The following is a 22,935-nucleotide window of genomic DNA, read 5'->3' on the forward strand; positions in this document are numbered from 1 at the left end:
CTTATAAGGAATTTACAATTCTTTTAAATTCATCTCCACGTACTTCATAATTCGGGAACATTCCCCAACTTGCACATGCCGGTGACAGAAGCACTGCCTCTCCACTCTCGGCTGTCTTTGCTGCAAGAAGGACTGCCTCTTCAAAAGTATCTGCAAACACATAATCATGGAAACCACATTTTTCTGCATCTGCAGCAATCTTTTCCTTCGTTGCGCCAATCAGGATCAGTTTCTTAACCTTTCCATCAAATGCATTGATCCACTCTGTAAACTCGGAGCCTTTGTCATATCCTCCGCCAAGCAGCACCGTTCTGCGGTTCATTGCCTGGATTCCTTTGATCGCAGCATCTGGATTGGTTCCTTTGGAATCATTATAATAAACAACACCGTTCTTTTCTGTTACATATTCGATACGATGTTCTACACCTTTAAATGCACGGATCACTTTGCGGATAATATCCATCGGCACACCATATACTGCTGCCATCGCAACAGCCGCCATATAATTCTCATAATTGTGCATACCGAGAAGCTGTAATTCATCTACATTGCATACAAGCACTTCTTCCGGGTTCTTATAAATCATATTCCCGTTATCCAGATATATTCCTTTTTCCAACTTCTGTCTGCTGCTGAAATAAATCACCTGTGCATCTATATGTTCTCCGAACTCTCTCGTTCTCTCGTCCTCGTAGTTCAGGATACAGTAATCTTCTGCTGTCTGGTTCTTTGCAATATTCTTCTTTGCATTCACATATGCTTCCATCGTGTGATGACGATTCAGATGATCCGGTGTAAAGTTAAGGATCGCGCTGACCTTCGGACGGAATGTTACGATGCTCTCAAGCTGGAAACTGCTCATCTCTGCAACTGCAACTGCATCTTCTTCCATCTGTCTTGCTGCCACAGTATACGGATTACCGATATTACCTACAACATATGTATGCTCTTTGTATGCTTTCATGATCTCACCGAGAAGCGTTGTTGTTGTCGTCTTACCGTTCGTACCGGTAATTGCTAGCACATCACCTTTTCCAAATGCATACGCAAGCTCTACTTCACCGATCACAGCAACCTTCTTATCACGCATTGCATTTACAACCGGAAGGTCTGTTGGTACTCCTGGGCTCAACACTGCAATATCTAATGTATCAATCAGTTTCTCCGGAAATTCACCAAGGATAATCTCTGCTTTTACTCCATCCCCAAGCTGTTCTTTCATAGCAACTTTATCCAACTTGTCATTTCCATCGTAAAGAATAACCTCTGCTCCATGATCTTCCAATAATTTTACAGCTCCGATTCCGCTGATACCGGAACCGAATACCAGTACTTTCTTTCCTGTTACTTCCATTTTCTCCTCCTACATTGCCATAAGCGCTACGAGACACAACAGAGCCGTAATAATTGAAAATACTGCGACCACACGCGTTTCTGACCATCCACACAGCTCAAAATGATGATGGATCGGCGCCATTTTAAAAATACGTTTTCCTCCGGTTTTCTTAAAATATGTGACTTGGATCATAACCGATAATACTTCTACCAGATAGATCAGTCCTACGATCAGGATAAAGATCGGCATCTGAAGCATATAAGCTGTTGAAGCCACAAAACCGCCAAGGGCAAGAGATCCTGTATCTCCCATAAATACACTTGCCGGATATACATTAAATAATAAAAATCCAAGCAGCGCACCAACAACTGCACATGTTACAGGTTCGATTCCACTTTTCGTTCCGATCGCAACAACCGTAAAAAATGTTGCAACAAGAACGGTTACGCTGGATGCCAGTCCATCCAGACCGTCAGTGAAATTGACACCGTTTACTGTGCCGATCACAGCGAAAAACATCAGGACAATTGCCAGCCATCCGATATCCAGATATTTTCCTCCGGAGAACGGAATGAGCATTTTCAGAGATACATCCGTGAATTTTACCACATAAAATGCGAAGATTGCAGTAACTACGATCTGTAATGCCATCTTCTGTTTTGGATATAGACCATCGGAACGCTTCATCACAACTTTCAAATAATCATCCAGAAAACCGATCAGACCAAAGCCAACTGTCACAAACAGGATTGGGATGATCTTCGGATAATCTTTGATATAAAAGATTGAAGTAAGTACCACACTCAAAAGGATGATCACTCCGCCCATGGACGGGGTTCCTGCCTTCTTCAGATGGGACTTCACACCATCTTCCCTCTCTGTCTGATTCATCTTCAATTTTCGCAGTACCGGAATAATGATCGGTCCCAGAATCGCACTGAATGCAAAGGCAATCAATACCGGCATAAATACTGTATAATTCATAATCCACCTCTTTTATCTTTTTGTCAGACTGTTAAGTCCTCGACGAACCTAGTATACTTCATTTCCTACTCTTTTTCAATGCCAAGATACGGGAATGTCTCCCGAAAAATGTTTCCGATCACCGGAGCTGCAATCGTTCCCCCGTAATAGATCCCTTTCGGATTATAGATCACACACATGCCCAGAACCTGTGGATTTTCTGCCGGAGCTAATCCTATAAAGGAAGAAATATATTTTCCGGCACTTCTTGGCAAAGTCTGGGAAGTCGCTGTTTTGCCCCCAATATGATATCCTTTTACATATGCCTTTTTCCCAGAGCCTTTTGCCACCACTCCTTCCAGCAGTTCCTGCATGGTCTCTGAAGTCTTCGCTGAGAGAATTCTCTTCTTTCTTCCATAAGAAAAGACTTCCGTCTTCTTTTTCTCCGAATCTGTAACTTCTACTCCAAAATGAGGTGTAATTCTCTTTCCTCCATTTATAAGAGAACTGACCGTTGCTGCCATCTGCATCGGTGTAACCTGAAAAGACTGTCCAAAACTCATAGTTGCAAGTTCTACCTGTCCTACACGATTTTTCTTATGCAGGATTGTTCCAGCTTCTCCCGGCAGATCCACACCGGTTGGTGAAAGCAGTCCAAACTTCTGGAAATATTTATAGAAATCATTTACTCCAAGTCTGAGTCCGATGTCAATAAATACCGGATTACAGGAATTCTGAATCCCTTCCACAAAATTTTCCGCACCGTGTCCTCCCACTTTATGGCAGCGGATTTTCCGGTCTTCCACAACTTTATAACCCGGGCAATGAAAACGATCCGAAAGCTTTACCACTCCTTCTTCCAGGCATGCCGATGCCGTAATGATCTTAAATGTAGAACCCGGCTCATATGTATCACTGATACATTCATTACGCCACATCCGGTTAAGTGCATCCTGCTCTTCTTCCGGTGTCAGATTTTTCTTTTCTTCACCTGGAAGCGAAAAAGGATCATTCAGATCAAATTCCGGTACATTAACCATTGCAAATATTTCTCCATTCTGCGGATTCATAAGCAGTATTGCAACTTTTTCCGCCTGTTTTTCTTCCATGACTTTTTCTGCCATCTGCTCTGCATATTTTTGAAGATTTGCATCCAGGCTGATTTTCAGCGTGTCGCCTTTTACCGGTTCTTTTCGTCCTTCTGCTTCTTCGTCCAGTTCTATTCCTCTCGCATCTGTGATTGTCAAAATCTGCCCATTTATCCCTTTTAAATAATCTTCATACTGCACTTCCAGACCAATGATTCCCTGATTATCCCCTCCTGTAAATCCAAGAACCTTTGATGCAAGTTTTCCATAAGGATAATATCGTTTAAAATCTTCGTCTACCTTAACACCATCCAGCCCAAGATTTCGAATTTTATCTCCCGTCTTTTTCTCTACATTTGACGCAATCCTCTCCATAGATGATATTTTTTTCACTTTTTTTCTCACCTGCGCTTCTTCCATGTGAAGTGCTTTTGTCAATATTTTAATTACCTTTTCCGAATCTTTCAGCTGACTGTGTATTACAGAAATTGTGCAGACTGTCCGGTTTGTTGCTAGGATTTTTCCATTCCGGTCAACGATTTCTCCTCTTGCAGCTTTAATATCGCGCTCTCTTTCATGTAACTGCTGTGCTTTCTTTTGATATTCTTCTGCGCGGAAGATCATCAGCCACGCAAGTCTTCCGAACAACAGAATAAGCAGGATGAGCGCGCAGGAGAATACAAAAAATATTTTCTTCTTATTATATGTTCTGTTCTTCAAACAAAAAACCTCACACAAGCTTTGTAATAATCTATTACTGCTTATGTAAGGTTATTCTGTTAATTCTTGCTGTCTGAGATTTTTTCCACTCCCAGATACGGAAGAATCTCTTTCATAATATCTGCTGAGAGCTGGGTTGCCAGACCGCTATTCGCCTGGTCACTGACGTTTGGTTCATTGATCACAACATAGACAACAACCTGCGGATTTTTCTGCGGTGCATATCCGATAAAAGATACAAGATATTTTCCATTCCTTCTTGGGAGTTTCTCCGCTGTACCAGTCTTTCCGCCCACATCGTATCCCTTAACGGCTGCCGTCTTTCCGGTTCCGTTTGTAACTACCCCGCGCATGTAATCTTTCACTACATCACAGGTCTCCTGGGAAATCGTTTTCCGTACAAGCACCGGATCCTTGCTCTCTGTCACATTTCCATTTTCATCTTTGACCTGTCTTACAACATGCGGTCTGTAATAACTGCCGCCATTGATCAGAGAACTGAATGAAGCTGCAAGCTGTGTCATTGTTACGTTGAAATTCTGTCCAAAAGCATTAGTTGCAAGACTGGCAGAATCCATTTTCTCCGGTGAATACAAAAGGCCTTCTGTACTTGCCTCACCCGGAAGATCTATGCCCGTCGATGTGCCAAATCCAAACAGCTTTTGATAACGGCTGAATTCGTCTTTCCCGATCTGCGCGCCGATCCGCATCATTGCAACGTTACAGGAATTTTCAAGTGTCTGCTTAAGTGTCTGCATTCCATGTCCATTACGATGACTGCAGTGGATATCGTGTCCGCCTACTCTGAGTACACCGGTACAGTTATAACTTTCATTTCCTGTCAATACACCCAGTTCCAGTCCCGTTGCAACCGTAAATGGTTTGATCGTTGATCCTGGTTCATAAGTATCTGTCACACAAAAATTCTTCCACAGCGCGTTAAGTGTCTCGATCTTCTCTTTATCCGTCATCTTTGCAAGTTCATTTTTTGTATAATATGCTGACAGATCTCTCGGCTTATTCAGATTGTAATTCGGATAAGATGCTTCCGCAAGAATCTCTCCGTTATTTGGATTCATTACAATGACTGCCGTATCCTTACTTCCGGTTCCTTTTCTTGCTTCATTCTGATGTTTTTTATTAAACGCCAGAATATGCTTCTCCACTATACTCTGTACCTGCAAATCAATTGTAGAGACAACTGTCTTTCCATTGACCGGCTCTTTTACGGTCTGTTCAAAAGTAGAGGTTGTATCCTGATAGCCATATTCTCTTCCATCTGTACCATTCAGGACTTCGTTATAAGATGCTTCAATTCCATTGCTTCCTATGTTTCCATCTACGGTAAACCCAAGTGTATCGCTTGCCAGTGAGTTATACGGATATTTCCGTTCATAATCTTCCTCAAGCCAGATTCCCTGTACATTCGAATACTTCTCACTGTTCTTCATTATGTTGAATTTTTTCGCTTCTTTATAGCCGATTCCTTTTTTCAGAACGTTATAACGCCCGGACGGGTTGGTCTTCATCAGTTTTCGGATATCTTCTTCCTTAATATCAAAATATTTCTTCAACGCTTCAATGGTCGGTTCTATATAATCGTCCTTACTGAGCATTGCCTTCATGTCCAGAATAACATTATAAATACGTTCACTTGTCGCCATCTTGGTTCCATTACGGTCTACGATATCTCCTCGTTTAAACGGGATTGTACGGCTGTCATACTGTTGCTGGTCCAGCACCACTTTTGTATATTTGTCACCATTTGATGCATTAATATAAGTAATCCGGCCTGCAAGAAAAACAAAAGCCAGTACAAATCCCATAAAGAGCATGACTAGCTTTTTTTGCATGGCCTTATTAAATTTCCTTTTAAAAGGATTTCTCTTTCTTCTTGCCATTTATTTCTTCACCTGTTATTTACTTTTTTTCGTCTGTACTTTTGTAAGTGCACCTTCCTTTGGAATGCTTTCATATTGCTTTACATAATCCAGAGAAGGTTTTTTATATTCCACGACCTGAGAATCGGAAGCATCTACCATGCCAAGGTCTTTCTTAGCCTTTTTACGCACTTCGTCCAGATTCACAGAATCCACGATTGCATTGTATCTGGTCGTATTCTCTTCTTTCAGAGTTGCCAGTTCTTCTTCCATCGCTGAAATTTTTTTTGCGTGGCTCATATTTGCTGACTGCAAATTAACATACTTGATACATACAAGCAGCATGGCGATTGCTGCAACCGCCATGAATACAACATATCCTCTGTTCATTCGCAGAGCCTGTCTGCGGTTTTTCTTTACCTGTCTGCTTGTCCTTTTCTTTTTGGGTTCCTGCGCGCGTCTTTCCGGTTCGTATGCCGGTTGTCTTACAACATTACCGTAAACATAAGACGCTCTTTGTACATTCTGTCTTCTTCTTGTTGTCATCTGTCTGTATGCCATGCGCGCTCACCCCTTTCCCACTTTTAATTATTACATACTCATGTGTCAGCTCCGCTCAAAAATACGAAGCTTTGCGCTCTTTGCACGACTGTTTTCTTCCATCTCTTCCTTGCTCGGAAGGATTGGTTTTCTAGTGATAATACTCCCTTTTGATATTTTCCCGCATACACATACAGGAAAATCGCTTGGACATGTGCATGGATTTTCATTCTTACGAAATGCACTTTTCACGATCCGGTCTTCCAGTGAGTGGAATGTAATGATGCACAGTCTGCCCCCTGGATTCAACAAATCAATCATAGCGTCCAATGAATTTTTTAGCACTTCCAGCTCCTGGTTCAATTCAATACGAATTGCCTGGAAGGTTCTTTTTGCCGGATGTCCGGACTTCTTCTGAAACTTCATCGGGATTGATGCACGTATGATCTCTGTCAGTTGTCCCGTTGTCTCAATCGGTGCTTTCTGACGCGCAGCCACAATATGCTTTGCAATGTTCTTGGCAAACTTATCTTCGCCATAATCACGGATCACACGATAAAGTTCCCGTTCTTCATAGTCATTGACGATGTCTCTCGCTGTCATCTTCTGACGTCTGTCCATCCGCATATCGAGAGGTGCATCTTCGCGATAAGAGAATCCCCGCTCTGCCGTATCTAACTGATAAGATGATACGCCCAGATCGAGCACGATCCCATCGACCTTGTCAATGCCTAACTTACCTAGCTGTGACTTCATATCACAATAGTTACTTCTTACTATTGTGACTTTCTCTCCGAAGTCTTTTAAGCGGATCCCGGCTGCTTCAATTGCAGCGGCATCCTGGTCTATTCCTATAATACTCCCCTTGTCACTGAGACGTCTTGCCACTTCACTGGCATGTCCGCCTCCACCGAGCGTTCCATCTACATAGATGCCGTCCGGTTTAATCTTTAATCCATCAATTGTTTCTTTCAATAATACTGATTTGTGTACGAATTCCATATCTTCTCCCTCTAGATACTGAACCCGCTTGCTTCCATATCGGATGCAATATCCTCAATATTCATTTCCACCTCAGCATTCTTAGCTTCCCATTTTGCCTTATCCCAGATCTCGGCACGCTTCCCCATACCGACAAATACAACTTCTTTTCCTAGTCCGGCGAAGTCTCTGAGTGGGGCTGAAATAAGAGTTCTGCCTTGTTTGTCAAGGTCGCCGTCAATTGCACTTCCCTGGAAGAAATATGCAAATGCGCGGGCTTTTTTGTCTGTGGTCGTCGGTAAGTTGTTCAGTTTCTCTTCAAAAGCGATCCATTCTGCTTCCGGGTATACATACAGGCAGTTTTCCATTCCTTTTGTTATGACGAAATGCTCCCCTAAATCGTCACGGAACTTAGCCGGAATGATCAGTCGCCCTTTGGCGTCTATGTTATGACTGTATTCTCCTTTTAATCCCCTTAGCATACTGAACTCACCTTCTTTCAAAGTGGTCCACCACTTTCGCACCACTTTTCTCCACTTCTCACCACTTTCTACCACTTGAACTAATTGTAAAACACTTTTTCAGTGATTTCAAGCCTTTTTTGTGTGTTTTTTGTGAAATCAACATAGAATGTGACTTGACCCATTGTATACATATAAAGAGAGTTGACACTCGCAAGCCTACGCTTTTGAACATCAACTCTCTTTGATTCTTATTATTTATTTTATTCTTCTACTTTATCCAGATTGCTCTGAAAATTCTGCAAAGCACTGTAATCAATCTCTACTTCCGGTCTTGACTGCTTCGCTTCATAAGTATGATACGCCGAATAAGTAATCCAGCCAAGTAAGATCACTCCTACAAATACTACCAGACACTTGCGCATCAGATTATATAATCTGTGCTTCCGGCGTAATCTTCGCCGGTTTGCTTTTTCTTCTTTATAATTATCAACTTTGGTCTGACTCATCAGGTATCTGTCTCCTTCTTATCGAATAACTACCGTTATTCTATCACACCTTTCCGGATTAGACAACCAGAATCACACCACCGTCTGCTGCATACATACTGCTAATCCCTGCCGTATCCAGGACGATGATATCTTTTACCTTCATCTGTTCCTGAACCATTTTCTTCATGTCTTCAGCACGCTCCGGGCAATTACAGTGTGTAATCGCAAGAATCTTCTCTTCTGGTCGTATCGCATCTTTCTTCACCTGCGCAACCATCTTCTCGATTGCTTTCTTCATGCCTCTTCCCTGACCCAGCTGACAGATACTTCCAATCGGTGTAGAACCCATTACCGGCTTGATATTAAGCGCAGTTGCCATCATCGCTTTAATACCAGTCAGTCTTCCGTTCTTTTTCAATGTCTCCAATGTCTCCAGTACAAAATACGTGTGCTGCTCTTCTATATAAGCATCCACTGTCTTAATAATCTCTTCAAAGCTCATCTGCTTTTCTTCACACTCTGCAATCTTCAGTGCGATTAGAGTCTCTCCAACTGAAGCAGACTTAGAATTAAATACATGGATCTGTTTCTCTCCATATTCTTCTTTATAAAGGTTCTTCCCCAACTCTGCACTATTGTAAGAACCACTCAGCTCAGCCGATAATGTAACTGCATATACATGCTCAGCATCACAGTGATACATCTCCATATAACGTTCCGGTGATGGGCAGGAGGACTTCGGACACTCCGAAGCCGCTGCAACTCTTCTCAAAAAATCCTTCTGATCAAATGTTGCATCGTCAATGATATGATAACCATCTACTTCTATCTCCAGTGATGCGGTCACGAAATGCTCTGACTGTTTCATCTCTTCCGTTAATTCACCACAACTATCTACAACTATTTTATAACTCATGTCTTCCTCCCGGTAAACTTTTTATTTCCATTAAATGTAGTTTTTAATACTACGTTTAATATCATAGCACATTCACATCGGAAAAGAAAGTCTTTTATTCCGTTATTGTTCTATTTTTATTTGTTTTGAAACACTTAGCGCAATTCCCATTTCTATAGAAAGGAACAGAATTGCTGTTCCCCCATAACTGATAAATGGTAATGTAATACCTGTTGTCGGAATCAGATTTGTCACAACTCCCACATTTAAAAATACCTGTAAAGCCATGTGAGCAAATATTCCCGTCACAATCAGTGAACCATACAAATCCGGCGCATTCTGTGCAATAAACAGCAGACGGTATAATAATAAGCCAAACAGTGTCAGAACGAGAATTGCTCCAAACACGCCAAGTTCTTCACATATAATAGAAAGGATCATATCATTCTGCACTTCCGGAATGATTGTCTTCTGTGCGCTGTTTCCAAGACCTTTTCCAAAAAAGCCTCCGGAACCAATCGCATATAACGCCTGCATAATCTGGTATCCGCCTTCTGATGCATAATTTTCCGGATTCAGCCATACAAGAACCCGTCGCATCCGGAAACTCTTACTTGTCGTAAGTACCATACCCAAGATCTTCACGCCCACCAGTATCGCTGCAAGACCGCCACCTGCAGCTGCAAAGAAGATCTTTGTCTTCCGGTGAACAATAAAAATCATAATAATGCTGATGCCCATTACGATAATCGCTGTACTTAAATTATCTGTCAAAAAATATACACATGCTGCGGATAACAGTCCCCAGACCATTACATGGATAAATCCTTCTTTTGTATTAATCTTCTTTCCAAGCTTGCAGATCACTACCGGGATAAATAGTATCACCGCAATCTTTGCAACCTCCGATGGCTGAAACTGTCCGATTCCAGGTACCATGATCCATCTCTTGGCTCCCTTGGCTCCTTTTCCGATTGGGCTTTGTACAAGTGCCATCAGTATTATGGATACCCAATATAGCGGTTTTGCACGCTTAATGTACCAGTGGTAATCAATAAAGCGGCAGATAAACCACATCACAAAAAAACCAGCCAGACAGAAAATTATCTGTTTCTTCAAATAAAATATACTGCTTTTCTGTCCGGTGATCTTCATGGAACTGTATGCACTGGTGCTGTATAACATTACCAGCCCGAAACATACAAGGCATATAAGAATTGCAACCAGACTATAATCAAAATATGGGATTGTTTTTTTCCTTTGTTCTGTAATTTCTCTTTTCACTGTCCTTGTCATTTTATTTACACTCCAATCGTATTCATTATACTCAGATATGATTCTAAAAACAACTAAAAATTCCGGTCTTTGCACCTCTTTTTGACTTCTTTCATATTATAATAATGCAAATAATTGAAAAGGAAGGTTTCTAAAAATGCCTAATTATCGCTATCAAGCTTCTAATTGCTGCGGCAACTCCATGCGGAACGTTTCCCTTAGTGTTCCTTCAGGCTCCGGCTGTCATGAACATGCCTGCTCCGATAACACTTCCAATATTTCCATGCAGGTTCTTGCTATGGCATATGTTCCCATCCAGAAATTCCAGTGCCTGTACGATCCGCCGAAAGGGCTGCATGCAGGTACTATTTTTGCCGAACTCGATAAACCATTTCTTGGAACAGGAGGTGTTCTTCGATGAATAATGATAAAAGATTATCCCGTCAAGAACTCTTACAATGGATCAATGCCGTCAGCTTTGCAGTCAATGATGTGACTTTATTTCTCGACACACACCCTGATGACGCAGAAGCATTAGAGTATTTTGAGGAATTTCGTACGCAGCGCACACGCGCACTTCAGGAATATTCCAGAAATTATGGGCCGCTCACGATCGATACTGCAACTGCCACTCCATGTGAACACTGGCAGTGGAGCACACAGAGCTGGCCATGGCAGGAAGGAGGCTGTTAATCTATGTGGAATTATGAAAAGCGTCTGCAACATCCGGTAAAAATCACCCAGACAAATCCAAAGATAGCTCAGGTGATCATATCCCAGTTCGGTGGTCCTGATGGTGAACTGGGTGCATCCATGCGGTATCTCTCCCAGCGATACACAATGCCTTACAACGAGGTCACCGGTATCCTTACGGATATCGGTACGGAAGAACACGCCCAAAAACGTTCTCGCTTATTTTTCTTCCTTATAATAATGCATTTTTACAGCGTTTCTGCGTATTTACTGGATATCTTAATCCAGCCCTCGCCGGACTTTAATCTGCCATACGGCATCTTCTCCACGGTCTTCGTTTTCGTGATCGTATAGACCGATTCCGGTGCTTTCTTTCCAGTGTAATCTTTGCCGGGACTCTTGTAAATATTAAGTGCCTGTTTGGTCTTTACCTTGAAAGATTTATCCGCAGCTTTCTTCGCTACCGGCTTCTCTTCTATCTTCTTTCCGATCAGACCTTCCGCAATCGCTTTTGCGACAGTCTTATATCCTAGCTTCTTGTACAGCAGGATATCATCTTTGTCATCGGCAAAGCAGACTTCAATCAGCATTGCCGGATCATTCGTGCGTCTGATAACTGCTAAAGAGCGGTTGTTCTCTTTGCAACCCTTCACTCCACGGTTTGTAAAGCCAAGCTTTGCCATTTCCGCACATACTCTCTTAGCATAAGGAACCGCCTTGGAACTCATGCTGGATACCCAGACTTCAACACCTTTGACTTTTCCGTCTTTCTTTGCTTTTTTGCAGCCATTGAGATGGATAGACATGTTTAAATCCACCGTATTCTTGTTACATTTCTTTACAATGTTGCTAAGATTTCCGTTCTGTGTTCTTGCAGAATCATCCGTACAATCATGCACAGTATGTCCTTCTGCGCTGAGAAATCTCTGTAACTCTTTTGAAATCTTCCGATCTTCGGTCACCTCATCCAAATATGAGGTGATGCCTGGGACATGTCTATTGTGTCCGCCATGAACATTATATCTTGCCATAATATCATTCCTTTCCAAACATCCTTATTTCTTATATTTACTCCGATTCCAGATCGATGCAACTCGCTCCCATCCGCCTGTACTTACCAGATATACAATAAAAGCAGCCACAATTGCTGCGAAAATATAATACCATTCAATCACAATCCGATAATAATTGCACAGGACGATCACGCTGATCGGCGTCAGGATCAGTGACACCGCCAGTGCTACAACACTGGTCTGTATCTTCTTAAATACCGGCATCTCTTTCACTGCCTGCACGATCACACTGACCAGAAATGCCAATACGCCAATTCCGGTCAGCAGGTAACTGATATACTGCAGAAGAAGCTCTGCACTCATTGCTTTTCCCATAATCTAATCTCCTTTACGTTTCAAATGTAATTCCTGGATCTCGTCATGCATTTTTTCAACCATGCCATTTCCTCCAAGCCTGTGATACGCTTCGTACATCTGGCAGAAGTTCTCATAAGCATAGGACGGAATAGAACCGATCTTCATATACCTGTCGTGGTACTCGATTAGCTGCACCCGAAGAAGCAGCATCGTACCGGCACTGTTTGCATCCCGTTTCTCATTCTCGTCAGCGATACGCTTATTTCGCTCTATGGCATCCTTCTGCTGTCTCTTCTTCTGCTCCTTCAAAAGCCAGACGATATACCCAAGCACGATCGGCAGAACGATTCCATATGTCTGTAAGATGATTTCTTTCACTTTCTATTCCTGCTTTCCTTAAATTATGCAAATAAAATAAGACCGTTACGGTCTTGCTCTTGGGGTGTTCATGTAAAATTCTCCTATGAAAATGTTAAATATCCTGACCATGCAATGCCAATGGCATCATTATTGGCGACGTTAGTTGTTTTGTCGATCGTCATCCTTACTTCTATCCATGACTCTCTGACATAGCATGAATACGAAGCTGGCTTTACAAACGCACTCGCAGATGAACCGTGTGTATATTTACCGCCCTGTCTTCCTCGGAAACCATTGTTCGTAGTTGCCGTTACTGCCGATACTCCTACAAGCGGCTTGGACAATGGGACTGAAAATATAACCTGTTTACCGCCACCGCTAACGTAACCACCAGTGCTGATCTCACATGGAATTTTATCGCCTTTTGTGTAATATGGTTTAAAGGTATCTCTGGTCGGCGGTCCCAAGTACAGATCTGTCTCATCTGAATACAACTGCCATTTTCCGGCTACTTCATCATGGAGCCCTCGGTTTACTCCTCCGGTTCCAACTCCAACACCTATAGCATTACCAGTTGAATTATGCGAAATAATAGTCACGTCATTCGAGTAGACATGCAAACGCCCATCTGCATTATTTAATAATAGCGCAATCTTATCATTCTCACTCATGACTCCCTGATGACTGATTTGCGATCTCAATAAAATTCCAGAATCCAATACACCTATATAGTTTTGTATCTGCTTGCCAACTCCCGTCCCTGATGTGCCGTAATATTCTGTCAGATACTCAAGAAAAGCTACTGCATCATTTTCCGCATTAACCTCCGGGCTCATCAAGGAAAGTATTGATGCTGATGTATCCATTCCATTGTCATTTTCGTAATAATTAGTAGAATCAAGATTTATTGCTACAGGTCCGGACATATTCAGATGTGAAGCTGCATCAATTTCAACTCCATCTGTTCCATTTATTTTTGAAAATGTTACGCTTTCTCCATCTTTTTCCTGTACAGAAGATACAATCGATGTTGTTCCACCACACATTTCCACCACAGCATCTTTACTATTCTTCCCCAGCTCCACTTTATTTGCCGCATACTTCGCTAGCACCATATCTCCGTTTCGAATTTCCATAGAATCAGAATCTACCTTTACATTTGCTCCTAATGTATCCGCTTCCATATTTCCTACAATCAAGCCATCATCCGTTCCCTGTATATAATTCGTTGCAACTTTCGCCGCAGCGTCAGCAGCCGCCTGCGCCCGATTTGCCTTATTCCAGGCTTCCTTGGCTGCTTCGTAGCTGCTGGACTTCGATACATCCGAATAGCTGTATGTATCATTGGACATTATAGTCAAGATTACAGTGTATAGGGTGCTTGTTGATCCTGACTCGTATGTTGGTTCTGTTGTATTCCAATTTCCACCGGGCGGGATTGCTGTCGGTTTGTTCGGCTTGGCGGCAGTTGAGGATTGCAATAAGTAATATGTTGTAACTGCTTTCACGTCTATAATCCTCGATATCGTAATATCTGCCTTTGCTAATATTGCCATCCTCTCACTCCTTAATCTTCAAGCTGACATGTATATGCCTGTGCATTTGTTACATCCACTGCCGATACTGTTAAAGTTTTTGCTGTGGCAATAGGCGCTGATCCTCCGACCTTATACCACTTAACTACTCCAATCCCGGATACCGTACCGTCGTTGGCCACTGTCTGCTCGGTAGCTCCTTTAAATACATGCGCAGTAAGAACAGTGGACCCAGAGTTATTTTTGAAAATGATTCCATTTGAGGATGTCACGGTAAGAGTAATGGCATCTGCTCCGTTTACTCCGTCCTTCCCGTTTGTTCCGTTCGTGCCTTTATAAGAAACACTATAAGAAGTTGTGGATTTTCCGTCGGAATAAGTTACTTTTGTCCTAGTCCATAAAAACTGGCCATACCCCACAGATGGAACAGTAGGAGACCACGGTCCAGTAGGTTCCTCTGTACCACTTGAGCTGGTCTGATACGTTACATCAGTAGATGATACCGTTACGGAAGTACCATTTGCCCCGTTTGTTCCATTTGTGCCCTGGTAAGATACGCTATATGCTTCCGTAGATTTACCATCAGAGTAATTGACTACCGTCTTTGTCCATAAGTACTGGCCACGTTCAACAGCGGGAACGTTCTCTGACCATGATCCGGTAGGTTTGTTCGTACCGCTTGAGCCAATCTGGTATGTCACCGATGTAGAACTGACGGTTACGGAAGTGCCATTTGCCCCGTCTTTACCATCCTGCCCATTAACACCAGCTTTAGCTACAGCGAACGAAAACTTTTTGTTTACTGTAATACCATCTACTACTACCGGGATTGTAGCCTCGCACGCTGATGAGATGATAGCCGTAGTTGTAAATGTAATTTTCACTTTATTTGTACCACTTCCTTCAACTGCTGCACTGATTCCGGCTGGAAGTATAATTGAACTCTTATCAACGCTTACAGAAGCGCATTGATTTGTTCCACAAAATGCCACGGCCTCTGTGATACAGGACAGCCCAGAAGGCGCTCCACTTGTATTTCCGATAAATGTATACGCTTCTGACGTAAGCATCACAGAATACGCATCCGTGACATCCATAATAGTTAATTGATCTGCTGCTTTAATTCCCATGCTCTTATCCTCCTGCTAAACAATTAATTCACATAAAAAAGTTACCTTTACATCTACATCATCTGGTGATAATGCAAATGAAAATCCATCGTTTCTGATTCTTGGATCACCGGAAGAGATAATTCCATAAGTCTCTTCCTCTAAGCGCTGCCATTTCCACTGGATATATGCACCGCTTCCGAATGTCTTTCTCAGAGTCTCTGCATCTTCTATCCGCTCCTTTCCGTGATATATAACAACCGACAATACCGTTGACACTGCATTATTCTTAAATACACTGCCCCTCGAGGATTCTATGTGAAGCAATACTGCCGCTTCTCCTTCTTCCCCTTTTACTCTCACCCATTTATACAGTTCCGGATTGGAAATATCCGGATCTCTCACAGTCTGGTTCGCACGTGTTCCAAGATATGCTTTCCCGGTCGGATCAAGCGAAATTCCGGAACCGTATTCATCATCTGCGTAAGCGGTCCATGTATACAGCGTTCGATTGTCTGCCAGATTCTTAAAGTTTCCCGCCAGATCCTGCACCTGCTGAGAGATTCCGTTATCTTTGATCAGATAATCTCCAATAGTAATGCTGACACTTCTGCCCGTTTCTGAAATCTCCGTTTTTAATATTCTCGCAGAAAAATATACTTCGCCGGATTCATCCACAATATTTACGGTATCTCCGATCTTTGTACCCTTTGGCAGTTCAAGCACATCAATCTCATAGTTCACTTCCGGTTCCCGGATCTTCTTCAGCTCTTCTATCGCCTTCTCACATAAGAGTTCCTGACTTACTGTATCAAAATTAAATGTCTTTACAATATCGCCTTCGCCCTGTCCATCTGCGAAAAACCGGCTCCACTGCTGCCATGCTGTCCTGGATTTCAGAAGATTTCCATCAATGTAAAAATCTCCATCATCGTACTTATAATCTCGCAGATTGATTGCAATATCACTGTCTTCCGGTGTGGAACCGTATGGCAGCAATGCCGTGGCAAGATTCGCAATTGATTTCTTCGTTACCATCCTGTCGATATCGCGGTTCAGATGAAGCTGTACTCCTGCGTCCCGTCCCCGCTTCTGGTAAATGTCGATATACTTATGCTTTACAGCCATTCCTTCTACATCAAAGGAAAAGGCGATTTCTGCATCAAACTCTCCGGCAACGTCTAATATCCGCTCCGTCACAGTCTGTTCATCATTCCAGGCAAGTTTCTTTGTTTCTGATACCTCGTTAAGTCCGATCTCAAAGCCACTGTCTTCTGCAAATTTATTTACATAATGATCGATCTCATATGCCTTATCTGCAGTGTACGGAAGTGCTATTTCATTCAGCAGATCCAATCCCGCATCTTCTGCATAAACCATAACTTCTCTGCTTTTTGTATCTGCTTCTGTCTCAATGATCGTATAAAAAGATTTTTCATCGCTACTCTGGTACAGTAAATAATTTCCTACCGCAGCACATCTTTCCACTTCTTTTCTCGTAAGCGCATCGTATGCAATATGCAATTCCAGAACCGATACGCCCGCTTCTATCTCTTCTGTTTTTGTATCATCGACAATCAGCAAGCCTTCCGGAAGCGTTGTGCTTGCATTTCCTAATATGTTCATATGACGGTCAGCAAAATACACGATCATAGAAAGACCTCCCTGTATTTCAATTTGAAGGCCGGTGCGTATTCCTCTTCTACCCACTCCGACCAGCTAAACCCGATCTGATTCACTCCGGGCATTAGATAAAATTCTTCCCAGCTATTGCCGAGTGCTCCAAGATCCTGCCTGTCCAGTTCATTCAGCTTTACGGATGCACTTGCGCAGTCAATCGAAAGGACATCATTTGCATTGAATTTATTCTGTACATCGTGCCATTCCAGTACGATCTTATCTATAGTCTCCGTGACCGTCTTCTTATAGTTCTTCACCAGTTTCATTTCATACATTCCATTGTATTTCATGGCTGCCGCCGTGCTCTTCTGGAAGAACCCGGCAGTGATCTTGCTTACGGATTTCGCCGCTACGCTCTCCACTGTAAAGCTTGCTTTTATCCCGCCGAGGTCAAAGGAAATTCTTGAGCCTTTCTTTGTAATGCAGGATGATTTTGCGGTCTTAATGGCAGTTATTTTTTTCTTCTTATCCTCTGCCCGGTTTTCTCCAAATCTCTTGTTGTGCAATGACAGATCTATCTCTGCTTCTTTCCGGATCTTGCCATCCACGATCATCCGGTACTTCCCTTTCGTTCCGTCACCGGACTTGTAAATGTCAACGCCCGCTACAATTTTCCCAGACGCATCCGACAATATCATCTGGAAACGACCTTTCTGCTTCTTTCCTGCACTCGTGCTGTCCACACACATCTTCTGCGCATACTGCATCTGGAAATCTGTAGCAGATTCCGAAAGAGAATATGTCGTTACAGCACCATGCCATCCAGAACCCGATCCATAACTTGTCGCTGTAAGATAGTAAGTTCCCTCACTCGTGGAATTCTGCGAATGTTTCTCTCCCATCGTTCCATTTTGTGCCACTGTTCCATACAGCACACCGCTGTTATTTTTATACTTCGTCTTTAATGCATTCCATGCGGACGATTTCTTGAACGAATGATTAACCTGCACCTTCGTTGTCGGAACCTGATAAGTATTGGTTTCCTGTTCGACAACCTCGATCTGCTCTTCTGACAATTCGTCCGGATTGCCAAATTGTAATATGTGTTCTTCGTCATCGAAGAAAGCTACATAACCGCATCTTCCATTGTCGTTCTCTTCGCCGCTTTCGTCATTGTAAAAATCAACTTCAAACTTTGGAAATGCCCGATATGTACCGCCGTATTCAAACACAAATGCATTATCTGTCGGTTCTACCTCGTATTCTTTCACAGAATACTTAAACGGATCGGAGCATTTAAAACTGAAAGAACCTGTCACGGCATTCTTCCCCGGATCGATATCATCCACCGATTCCATTGTTCCAATGTAATACTTGTCGGGTTCATCCATGAAGATTAATTGCGCCTCTTCTACATTCAGAAGTGCATTCAGCTCATTAAATGCTGCACGGAACCGCGCATTACTTCCGGCAATCAATTGAAACGTCACAGTAATCGTTCTTTCCGGATATCTTTTACTCTGATACCTTGTTCCATCATTCACAGTGCTGTCCAGCGTAGTGACTTCTGTTTCTAACAATTCCCGTCCGGAGACATGCAAGGTCCGATACTCCGGGATTTCATCCTCGATCAATATTCCATTTATCATCAAAGCTTCAGATGGGACGTCACGCCCCACCTGAAAATCTGTCGTATCTACGAAACTATACATACTGCCTCCTTACTTTCTTCCATGCCGTCTGCTCTCACGACTTTGTCTCGAATCCAGTTCGCTCTGCATATATGGTGCAGTCGTTCTTGCCACTTCTCGTCCATCCACTTCTACCGGAACAACAATCGTATACTTCGCGTTGCTGTAATATTCATACTCTGCTGACAAATCGCCGGTGTAATCACCTGCGAGTCTCGGTGCCGCAACGTCAGGAATGGTCACAATACTTTGCGCTACATCAGCAATCTTATGCCGCATGGTCTCCAACTGGTTTATATATCCTTTTGCCGTGTAAGTCGCCAGAGAAGCGAATACCTTTGACGGACTGTGAATCTTAAGCTTCTTTCGGAATGCCTTGATCACTTCGTTTGCCAGTATCCGGCTTTCTTTACTCAGATTCTTTTTCTTGGATGACATTCCTGACACAAATCCGCTCATTGCATTTGCTCCAATTGTAGTCATGCGCTTTTTCAGCGCCTTTGCTTCTTTCGTCACCTGCGCAGAGAAGTCCTTCTTAAGACTGCTTAATTTCGGCGCATAGTAATTGGTTGCTGTTTTCTTTGCAGCATTCTGGAATTTTGTATAACTTGCCCCGTAAGCTTTCAGATTTTTCGTAGACATCTTAAGCAGATTATTCGTATAAGCCAGACCTTCTGCCGTGCTGAGTCCGAGGATTTCTTCCATCAGTCCGTCCGGAAGAATTTTCTTCAGCTTTTCCAGATTCTTTGCGTAGGCATTGATCTGCTTTGTGCCGGCATTAAAATCTTTCAATGCAATATTCCCGTAATCATCCGCCGTGTAGAGACTGTTGACATTTCCAAGATTCTCCATGAATGTCTTTCTTGCATCGATGATCGCATCGTATTTCTTCTGATACTTCTTTCCCAACTTATCAAATGTGGAATCCGCTGCCTTGATCAGCTTCTTCACTTCGGCTTTATATGATTTTGAAAATGCACTGTTTAGATAGCGTCCGGCTTTCGTATACTTGCTGGAAGCCTTCTTATTCTGCTTTTTCAGTGGCTTCACATACGCATTGATCATATTCTTGACCGACTTAAGTGCACTGTCCCGTTTCTTCTCCATCTGCGATTTGAACTTATCACTGAGTTTTTCACCAAGCGACTCATAATTTCCCTTATTCTTCGCAGTCTTAAATACTTTCATCGTTTCGCTGACGAGTTTTCTTGCCGCTTTTGTAGCCTCACTGATCTTACTCAGGATTCCATTTCCAAATCCCAAACTCATGTATCCACCATGCTTCTTCGTGAGTTTGGAAGGGCTGTGGATCTTCGCTTTCGCCCGGATAGCTGTGTCCGCAGCAGATACCATCCTCTCAGCTGCTGCTTCGATCTGTCCAAGGCAGGAACTCATTCCACTTGCGAACCCCTGGCTGACGTAAGAGCCGGCACTGTACGCACCAGAACGCCCGGATCTCAGCCTTGCATTTACACTTGTAGTTGCTTTCGATGCAGCCGATACAGCTTTACTCAGACCACTGCGAAGAGCAGATGCATAACCGCTTCCTGCATTTTTACCTGCAGACTTCGCTGTAGAAGCCACTTTGCTCATGGACTTGCCAACCGCAGATAAAGAACTTGCCGCCACCGCGCCCATTGTTCCGAAACTTACATTTACGGATGCAGATGCGGATGCCAGCGTTTTCAATCCACTCGCCGCCTGACCTACACCTGTACCCTTTTTGGAAATTTTACCAAGCCCGATCGACACAGCTCCGAGAGATTTTGCGATAGATCCAATCGACAGTCCGGCTATCGTCTTAATCCCACTTGCTACACTCTTAAATCCCTGTCCGGCATTCTTTGCAGATGTTCCGACCGAATTAATCACTTTGGCAATTCCATTCAGCACACTTGTAAGACCGCCACTGATTGCATCCACGACTTTCGTGATTGTATTTCCAATCACCGTAAATCCGGCACTCGCCACAAGAACTGCCGTTCCAAGCACCAGCAATCCAGCTCCGGCTGCCACTGCTCCTGCGCCAACTACTACGAGCCCGGCTCCCAGTACAATACATCCGGCTCCGGCAATCGCTGCGCCCGCACCAAATACAAGCATTGCTGCTCCGAGAGCTGCGATGGATACCGCTCCTGCCGCTCCATACTGGACAACTGCTGGCAGAACACCAACAACAATCTTAAGCGCTGCTCCTGCTATCAATGCACCTGTTGCCGCCAGAACAATCGCTGCTCCAAAGGCGATAAAACCAACTGCTCCAACGGTAAGTGCCGGCGCCAGAACCGCTGCTCCTGCTGCAAGCAAGGCAACCGCTGCCACCATGCCGACCATCACACCAATTGCCACCGGTCCGGCAGATGCCAGATTCGTTGCTGCTGTTGTAAGTAATAACATCCCTGCACCCGCCAGGACAACTGCTGCGCCAAAAGCTATGAAGCCTGCTGCCCCGGCAGTTAAAGCCGGTGCAACTTCTTTCGCAACGACCAGCAGCCCGCCGATTGCAACGACCATGCCAAGCATAACGCCTGCCGCCAAAGGACCGGCTTTTGCAAGATTAATCGCAGAAAGCGTAAGCAACGCAAATCCGGCTGCAATCAGTGCGATTCCGGCTCCCATTTTCAAGAATGCTGTAGCGGACTGAACAAGACTTCCGAAAGACTCTTTACTTGCTACTCCAACCGCTTTCTCTCCTGCCGCAACACCGAATAACTTACCAGCTAATGCCACAATGCCTTTTCCACCTAACTTCAAAAGCGTACCCGCAAATGTGGTGATTCCCGGAACGAGCGACTGGATGATCTTAAATCCCTTTATCGCCAAAAGAAGTTTTAAAACCTTTGGCGCTGCAGACGCTATTTCGTCTGAATGATCTGCCACAATCTGCGCAAAATGAGCAATCGCATCTGATATGCCACTTACTACGCTCGTAAATGTATCTAGACTACTCTTTCTCTGCGCCAGTCCACCAAAAGATTTTCCAACAGCCGACACAGCATTTATGATTGCTTTTCCGGCTTTGGAAGTTGCATCCGAAAATGCTTTCCAGTACGGAGATACAACCGATACCGCAGATTCTACTTTCTTTGCCAGCCCGTCCGGATCTACTTTATCCAAACGTCCAATTACTTTTTCAATACCGGAAATTGCAACATCGGATGCCTTATTAAAAGTCGGCATCAGCTTTACACCAAGCGTTTCCTTCAAACCGTCCATAGCCTGCCCTGCTGTCTTGTACGACGTGGCAAGTTTAGTAAAGGACTTGTTTGTTCCGACCTTTGCTATCGCATTAAAGAAATCTTCTGTCTTAACTTTTCCATCCTGCACATCCTGTACAAGCTGTGATGTCGTTTTCCCCATGCCTTTAGCAACAGCCGCAATACCTGCCGGCGTCTGTTCCAGCATCAATTTAAAGTCCATCCACTGGATCGTTGGCTTTGCAGCCGCCTGTGTTGCCTGCTGGCTTAATGTCTTCATTGCCTGTGTCGGATTTTCAGAAGCTGCAGCTAATCCTCCGAATCCTTTTACCAGTTTCGTACAGTTCTTTGTTCCAACGGCAGCAAGCTGGCTGTAGGTCGTTGCCATATCCGAAGCGGAATAGATTGTCTTTGTAGCAAAATCCTGTAGTTCATCTCTTGTCTTCGTGATGGATTTTGTCCCTTTTCCGATCATCTGCATATTTCCGTTAAATGTCTTCCATGCCGCAGATGATTCATTTAACTCCCCTGTCACTCCGGATATTCCACTCGTTATTGCAGAGAATGCTTTCTGACCGATCCCGGTCATGATTCCAAATCCTAGACCGGACGTCAATGTACTTTTCAAACGTTCTGCACTGCTTTGCGCACTCTTGAACGCAGACGAAAATCCACGGTCGCTCGCAGACAATATCGCCTTTACTGAATAACTTTCAGCCATATTGCACCT

General features: G+C 43.5%; 20 protein-coding genes and 1 pseudogene. 3 read left to right on the forward strand and 18 right to left on the reverse strand.

Features of this window, described 5'->3' with window-relative positions:
• Position 1: 1 nt before the first annotated feature.
• The 10 genes from murD to H8S07_RS01050 all read right to left on the reverse strand — a co-directional run bounded on the left by murD (position 2) and on the right by H8S07_RS01050 (position 10,651).
• Positions 2 to 1,354, reverse strand: coding sequence for a UDP-N-acetylmuramoyl-L-alanine--D-glutamate ligase (gene murD / locus H8S07_RS01005; protein WP_021861571.1), 1,353 nt, complete (start codon positions 1,352 to 1,354; stop codon positions 2 to 4).
• 9 nt (positions 1,355 to 1,363) lie between these two features.
• Positions 1,364 to 2,320: a phospho-N-acetylmuramoyl-pentapeptide-transferase gene (mraY, locus tag H8S07_RS01010; protein WP_021861572.1), complete on the reverse strand. Its 957-nt coding sequence runs from the start codon at positions 2,318 to 2,320 to the stop codon at positions 1,364 to 1,366.
• Positions 2,321 to 2,385: 65 nt separating this feature from the next.
• Positions 2,386 to 4,107: a peptidoglycan D,D-transpeptidase FtsI family protein gene (locus H8S07_RS01015; RefSeq protein ID WP_021861573.1), complete on the reverse strand. Its 1,722-nt coding sequence runs from the start codon at positions 4,105 to 4,107 to the stop codon at positions 2,386 to 2,388.
• 59 nt (positions 4,108 to 4,166) lie between these two features.
• On the reverse strand, positions 4,167 to 6,008 hold the full coding sequence (locus H8S07_RS01020; RefSeq protein WP_186855232.1) for a peptidoglycan D,D-transpeptidase FtsI family protein: 1,842 nt from the start codon (positions 6,006 to 6,008) through the stop codon (positions 4,167 to 4,169).
• A gap of 15 nt (positions 6,009 to 6,023) precedes the next feature.
• Entirely contained in the window at positions 6,024 to 6,548 is a 525-nt protein-coding gene (locus H8S07_RS01025; protein WP_021861575.1) for a hypothetical protein, read from the reverse strand.
• 45 nt (positions 6,549 to 6,593) lie between these two features.
• Positions 6,594 to 7,529: a 16S rRNA (cytosine(1402)-N(4))-methyltransferase RsmH gene (gene rsmH, locus H8S07_RS01030; protein ID WP_118287818.1), complete on the reverse strand. Its 936-nt coding sequence runs from the start codon at positions 7,527 to 7,529 to the stop codon at positions 6,594 to 6,596.
• An 11-nt stretch (positions 7,530 to 7,540) separates the two neighbouring features.
• Entirely contained in the window at positions 7,541 to 7,990 is a 450-nt protein-coding gene (gene mraZ / locus H8S07_RS01035) for a division/cell wall cluster transcriptional repressor MraZ (RefSeq protein ID WP_117538353.1), read from the reverse strand.
• A 242-nt stretch (positions 7,991 to 8,232) separates the two neighbouring features.
• Positions 8,233 to 8,478, reverse strand: coding sequence for a hypothetical protein (locus tag H8S07_RS01040; protein WP_186855233.1), 246 nt, complete (start codon positions 8,476 to 8,478; stop codon positions 8,233 to 8,235).
• A gap of 58 nt (positions 8,479 to 8,536) precedes the next feature.
• The gene (locus tag H8S07_RS01045; protein WP_186855234.1) at positions 8,537 to 9,376 is read right to left on the reverse strand and encodes a DegV family protein; all 840 of its coding nucleotides are present in this window, start codon (positions 9,374 to 9,376) and stop codon (positions 8,537 to 8,539) included.
• A gap of 102 nt (positions 9,377 to 9,478) precedes the next feature.
• The gene (locus tag H8S07_RS01050; protein ID WP_118661027.1) at positions 9,479 to 10,651 is read right to left on the reverse strand and encodes an FtsW/RodA/SpoVE family cell cycle protein; all 1,173 of its coding nucleotides are present in this window, start codon (positions 10,649 to 10,651) and stop codon (positions 9,479 to 9,481) included.
• 136 nt (positions 10,652 to 10,787) lie between these two features.
• On the opposite strand from H8S07_RS01050, the gene H8S07_RS01055 reads away from it, so the two are divergent.
• The 3 genes and pseudogenes from H8S07_RS01055 to H8S07_RS14835 all read left to right on the forward strand — a co-directional run.
• Positions 10,788 to 11,051: a spore coat associated protein CotJA gene (locus H8S07_RS01055; protein WP_186855235.1), complete on the forward strand. Its 264-nt coding sequence runs from the start codon at positions 10,788 to 10,790 to the stop codon at positions 11,049 to 11,051.
• Positions 11,048 to 11,323 (forward strand): spore coat protein CotJB, encoded by a 276-nt coding sequence (locus H8S07_RS01060; protein ID WP_186855236.1) that lies wholly within the window; start codon positions 11,048 to 11,050, stop codon positions 11,321 to 11,323. Before H8S07_RS01055 ends, H8S07_RS01060 begins: the two co-directional genes overlap by 4 nt.
• 3 nt (positions 11,324 to 11,326) lie before the next feature.
• Positions 11,327 to 11,527, forward strand: a pseudogene (locus H8S07_RS14835) (manganese catalase family protein); the annotation flags it as partial.
• Between the two features lie 44 nt (positions 11,528 to 11,571).
• Here H8S07_RS14835 and H8S07_RS01070 read toward each other — a convergent pair.
• The 8 genes from H8S07_RS01070 to H8S07_RS01105 form a co-directional block, all read right to left on the reverse strand.
• Positions 11,572 to 12,354 (reverse strand): N-acetylmuramoyl-L-alanine amidase, encoded by a 783-nt coding sequence (locus H8S07_RS01070; protein ID WP_186855237.1) that lies wholly within the window; start codon positions 12,352 to 12,354, stop codon positions 11,572 to 11,574.
• Between the two features lie 24 nt (positions 12,355 to 12,378).
• The gene (locus H8S07_RS01075; protein WP_243175939.1) at positions 12,379 to 12,711 is read right to left on the reverse strand and encodes a ribonuclease; all 333 of its coding nucleotides are present in this window, start codon (positions 12,709 to 12,711) and stop codon (positions 12,379 to 12,381) included.
• 3 nt (positions 12,712 to 12,714) lie between these two features.
• Positions 12,715 to 13,071: a hypothetical protein gene (locus H8S07_RS01080; RefSeq protein WP_186855238.1), complete on the reverse strand. Its 357-nt coding sequence runs from the start codon at positions 13,069 to 13,071 to the stop codon at positions 12,715 to 12,717.
• Positions 13,072 to 13,154: 83 nt separating this feature from the next.
• Positions 13,155 to 14,609, reverse strand: a complete 1,455-nt coding sequence (locus H8S07_RS01085; RefSeq protein ID WP_186855239.1) for a hypothetical protein — start codon at positions 14,607 to 14,609, stop codon at positions 13,155 to 13,157.
• Positions 14,610 to 14,620: 11 nt separating this feature from the next.
• Positions 14,621 to 15,718 (reverse strand): hypothetical protein, encoded by a 1,098-nt coding sequence (locus H8S07_RS01090; RefSeq protein ID WP_186855240.1) that lies wholly within the window; start codon positions 15,716 to 15,718, stop codon positions 14,621 to 14,623.
• A gap of 15 nt (positions 15,719 to 15,733) precedes the next feature.
• Positions 15,734 to 17,350: a phage tail spike protein gene (locus H8S07_RS01095; protein ID WP_117538358.1), complete on the reverse strand. Its 1,617-nt coding sequence runs from the start codon at positions 17,348 to 17,350 to the stop codon at positions 15,734 to 15,736.
• A complete protein-coding gene (locus tag H8S07_RS01100; protein ID WP_117538359.1) occupies positions 17,347 to 19,029 on the reverse strand; it encodes a distal tail protein Dit in 1,683 nt (560 codons plus the stop codon). Before H8S07_RS01100 ends, H8S07_RS01095 begins: the two co-directional genes overlap by 4 nt.
• Before the next feature lie 9 nt (positions 19,030 to 19,038).
• On the reverse strand, positions 19,039 to 22,926 hold the full coding sequence (locus tag H8S07_RS01105; RefSeq protein ID WP_186855241.1) for a tape measure protein: 3,888 nt from the start codon (positions 22,924 to 22,926) through the stop codon (positions 19,039 to 19,041).
• Positions 22,927 to 22,935: the final 9 nt, after the last annotated feature.

Origin of the sequence: Dorea hominis (assembly GCF_014287705.1) — a bacterium.
In the GTDB taxonomy this organism is placed as follows: Bacteria; Bacillota; Clostridia; order Lachnospirales; family Lachnospiraceae; genus Dorea_D; species Dorea_D hominis.

What these genes read in the sequence shown, in the direction of transcription:
- murD (WP_021861571.1), bottom strand. Translation starts at nt 1,354, where the DNA reads ATGGAAGTAACAGGAAAGAAAGTACTGGTATTCGGTTCCGGTATCAGC.
- mraY (WP_021861572.1), bottom strand. Translation starts at nt 2,320, where the DNA reads ATGAATTATACAGTATTTATGCCGGTATTGATTGCCTTTGCATTCAGT.
- H8S07_RS01020 (WP_186855232.1), bottom strand. Translation starts at nt 6,008, where the DNA reads ATGGCAAGAAGAAAGAGAAATCCTTTTAAAAGGAAATTTAATAAGGCC.
- H8S07_RS01025 (WP_021861575.1), bottom strand. Translation starts at nt 6,548, where the DNA reads ATGGCATACAGACAGATGACAACAAGAAGAAGACAGAATGTACAAAGA.
- rsmH (WP_118287818.1), bottom strand. Translation starts at nt 7,529, where the DNA reads ATGGAATTCGTACACAAATCAGTATTATTGAAAGAAACAATTGATGGA.
- mraZ (WP_117538353.1), bottom strand. Translation starts at nt 7,990, where the DNA reads ATGCTAAGGGGATTAAAAGGAGAATACAGTCATAACATAGACGCCAAA.
- H8S07_RS01040 (WP_186855233.1), bottom strand. Translation starts at nt 8,478, where the DNA reads ATGAGTCAGACCAAAGTTGATAATTATAAAGAAGAAAAAGCAAACCGG.
- H8S07_RS01045 (WP_186855234.1), bottom strand. Translation starts at nt 9,376, where the DNA reads ATGAGTTATAAAATAGTTGTAGATAGTTGTGGTGAATTAACGGAAGAG.
- H8S07_RS01050 (WP_118661027.1), bottom strand. Translation starts at nt 10,651, where the DNA reads ATGACAAGGACAGTGAAAAGAGAAATTACAGAACAAAGGAAAAAAACA.
- H8S07_RS01055 (WP_186855235.1), top strand. Translation starts at nt 10,788, where the DNA reads ATGCCTAATTATCGCTATCAAGCTTCTAATTGCTGCGGCAACTCCATG.
- H8S07_RS01060 (WP_186855236.1), top strand. Translation starts at nt 11,048, where the DNA reads ATGAATAATGATAAAAGATTATCCCGTCAAGAACTCTTACAATGGATC.
- H8S07_RS01070 (WP_186855237.1), bottom strand. Translation starts at nt 12,354, where the DNA reads ATGGCAAGATATAATGTTCATGGCGGACACAATAGACATGTCCCAGGC.
- H8S07_RS01075 (WP_243175939.1), bottom strand. Translation starts at nt 12,711, where the DNA reads ATGGGAAAAGCAATGAGTGCAGAGCTTCTTCTGCAGTATATCAGTTAC.
- H8S07_RS01085 (WP_186855239.1), bottom strand. Translation starts at nt 14,609, where the DNA reads ATGGCAATATTAGCAAAGGCAGATATTACGATATCGAGGATTATAGAC.
- H8S07_RS01090 (WP_186855240.1), bottom strand. Translation starts at nt 15,718, where the DNA reads ATGGGAATTAAAGCAGCAGATCAATTAACTATTATGGATGTCACGGAT.
- H8S07_RS01095 (WP_117538358.1), bottom strand. Translation starts at nt 17,350, where the DNA reads ATGATCGTGTATTTTGCTGACCGTCATATGAACATATTAGGAAATGCA.
- H8S07_RS01100 (WP_117538359.1), bottom strand. Translation starts at nt 19,029, where the DNA reads ATGTATAGTTTCGTAGATACGACAGATTTTCAGGTGGGGCGTGACGTC.
- H8S07_RS01105 (WP_186855241.1), bottom strand. Translation starts at nt 22,926, where the DNA reads ATGGCTGAAAGTTATTCAGTAAAGGCGATATTGTCTGCGAGCGACCGT.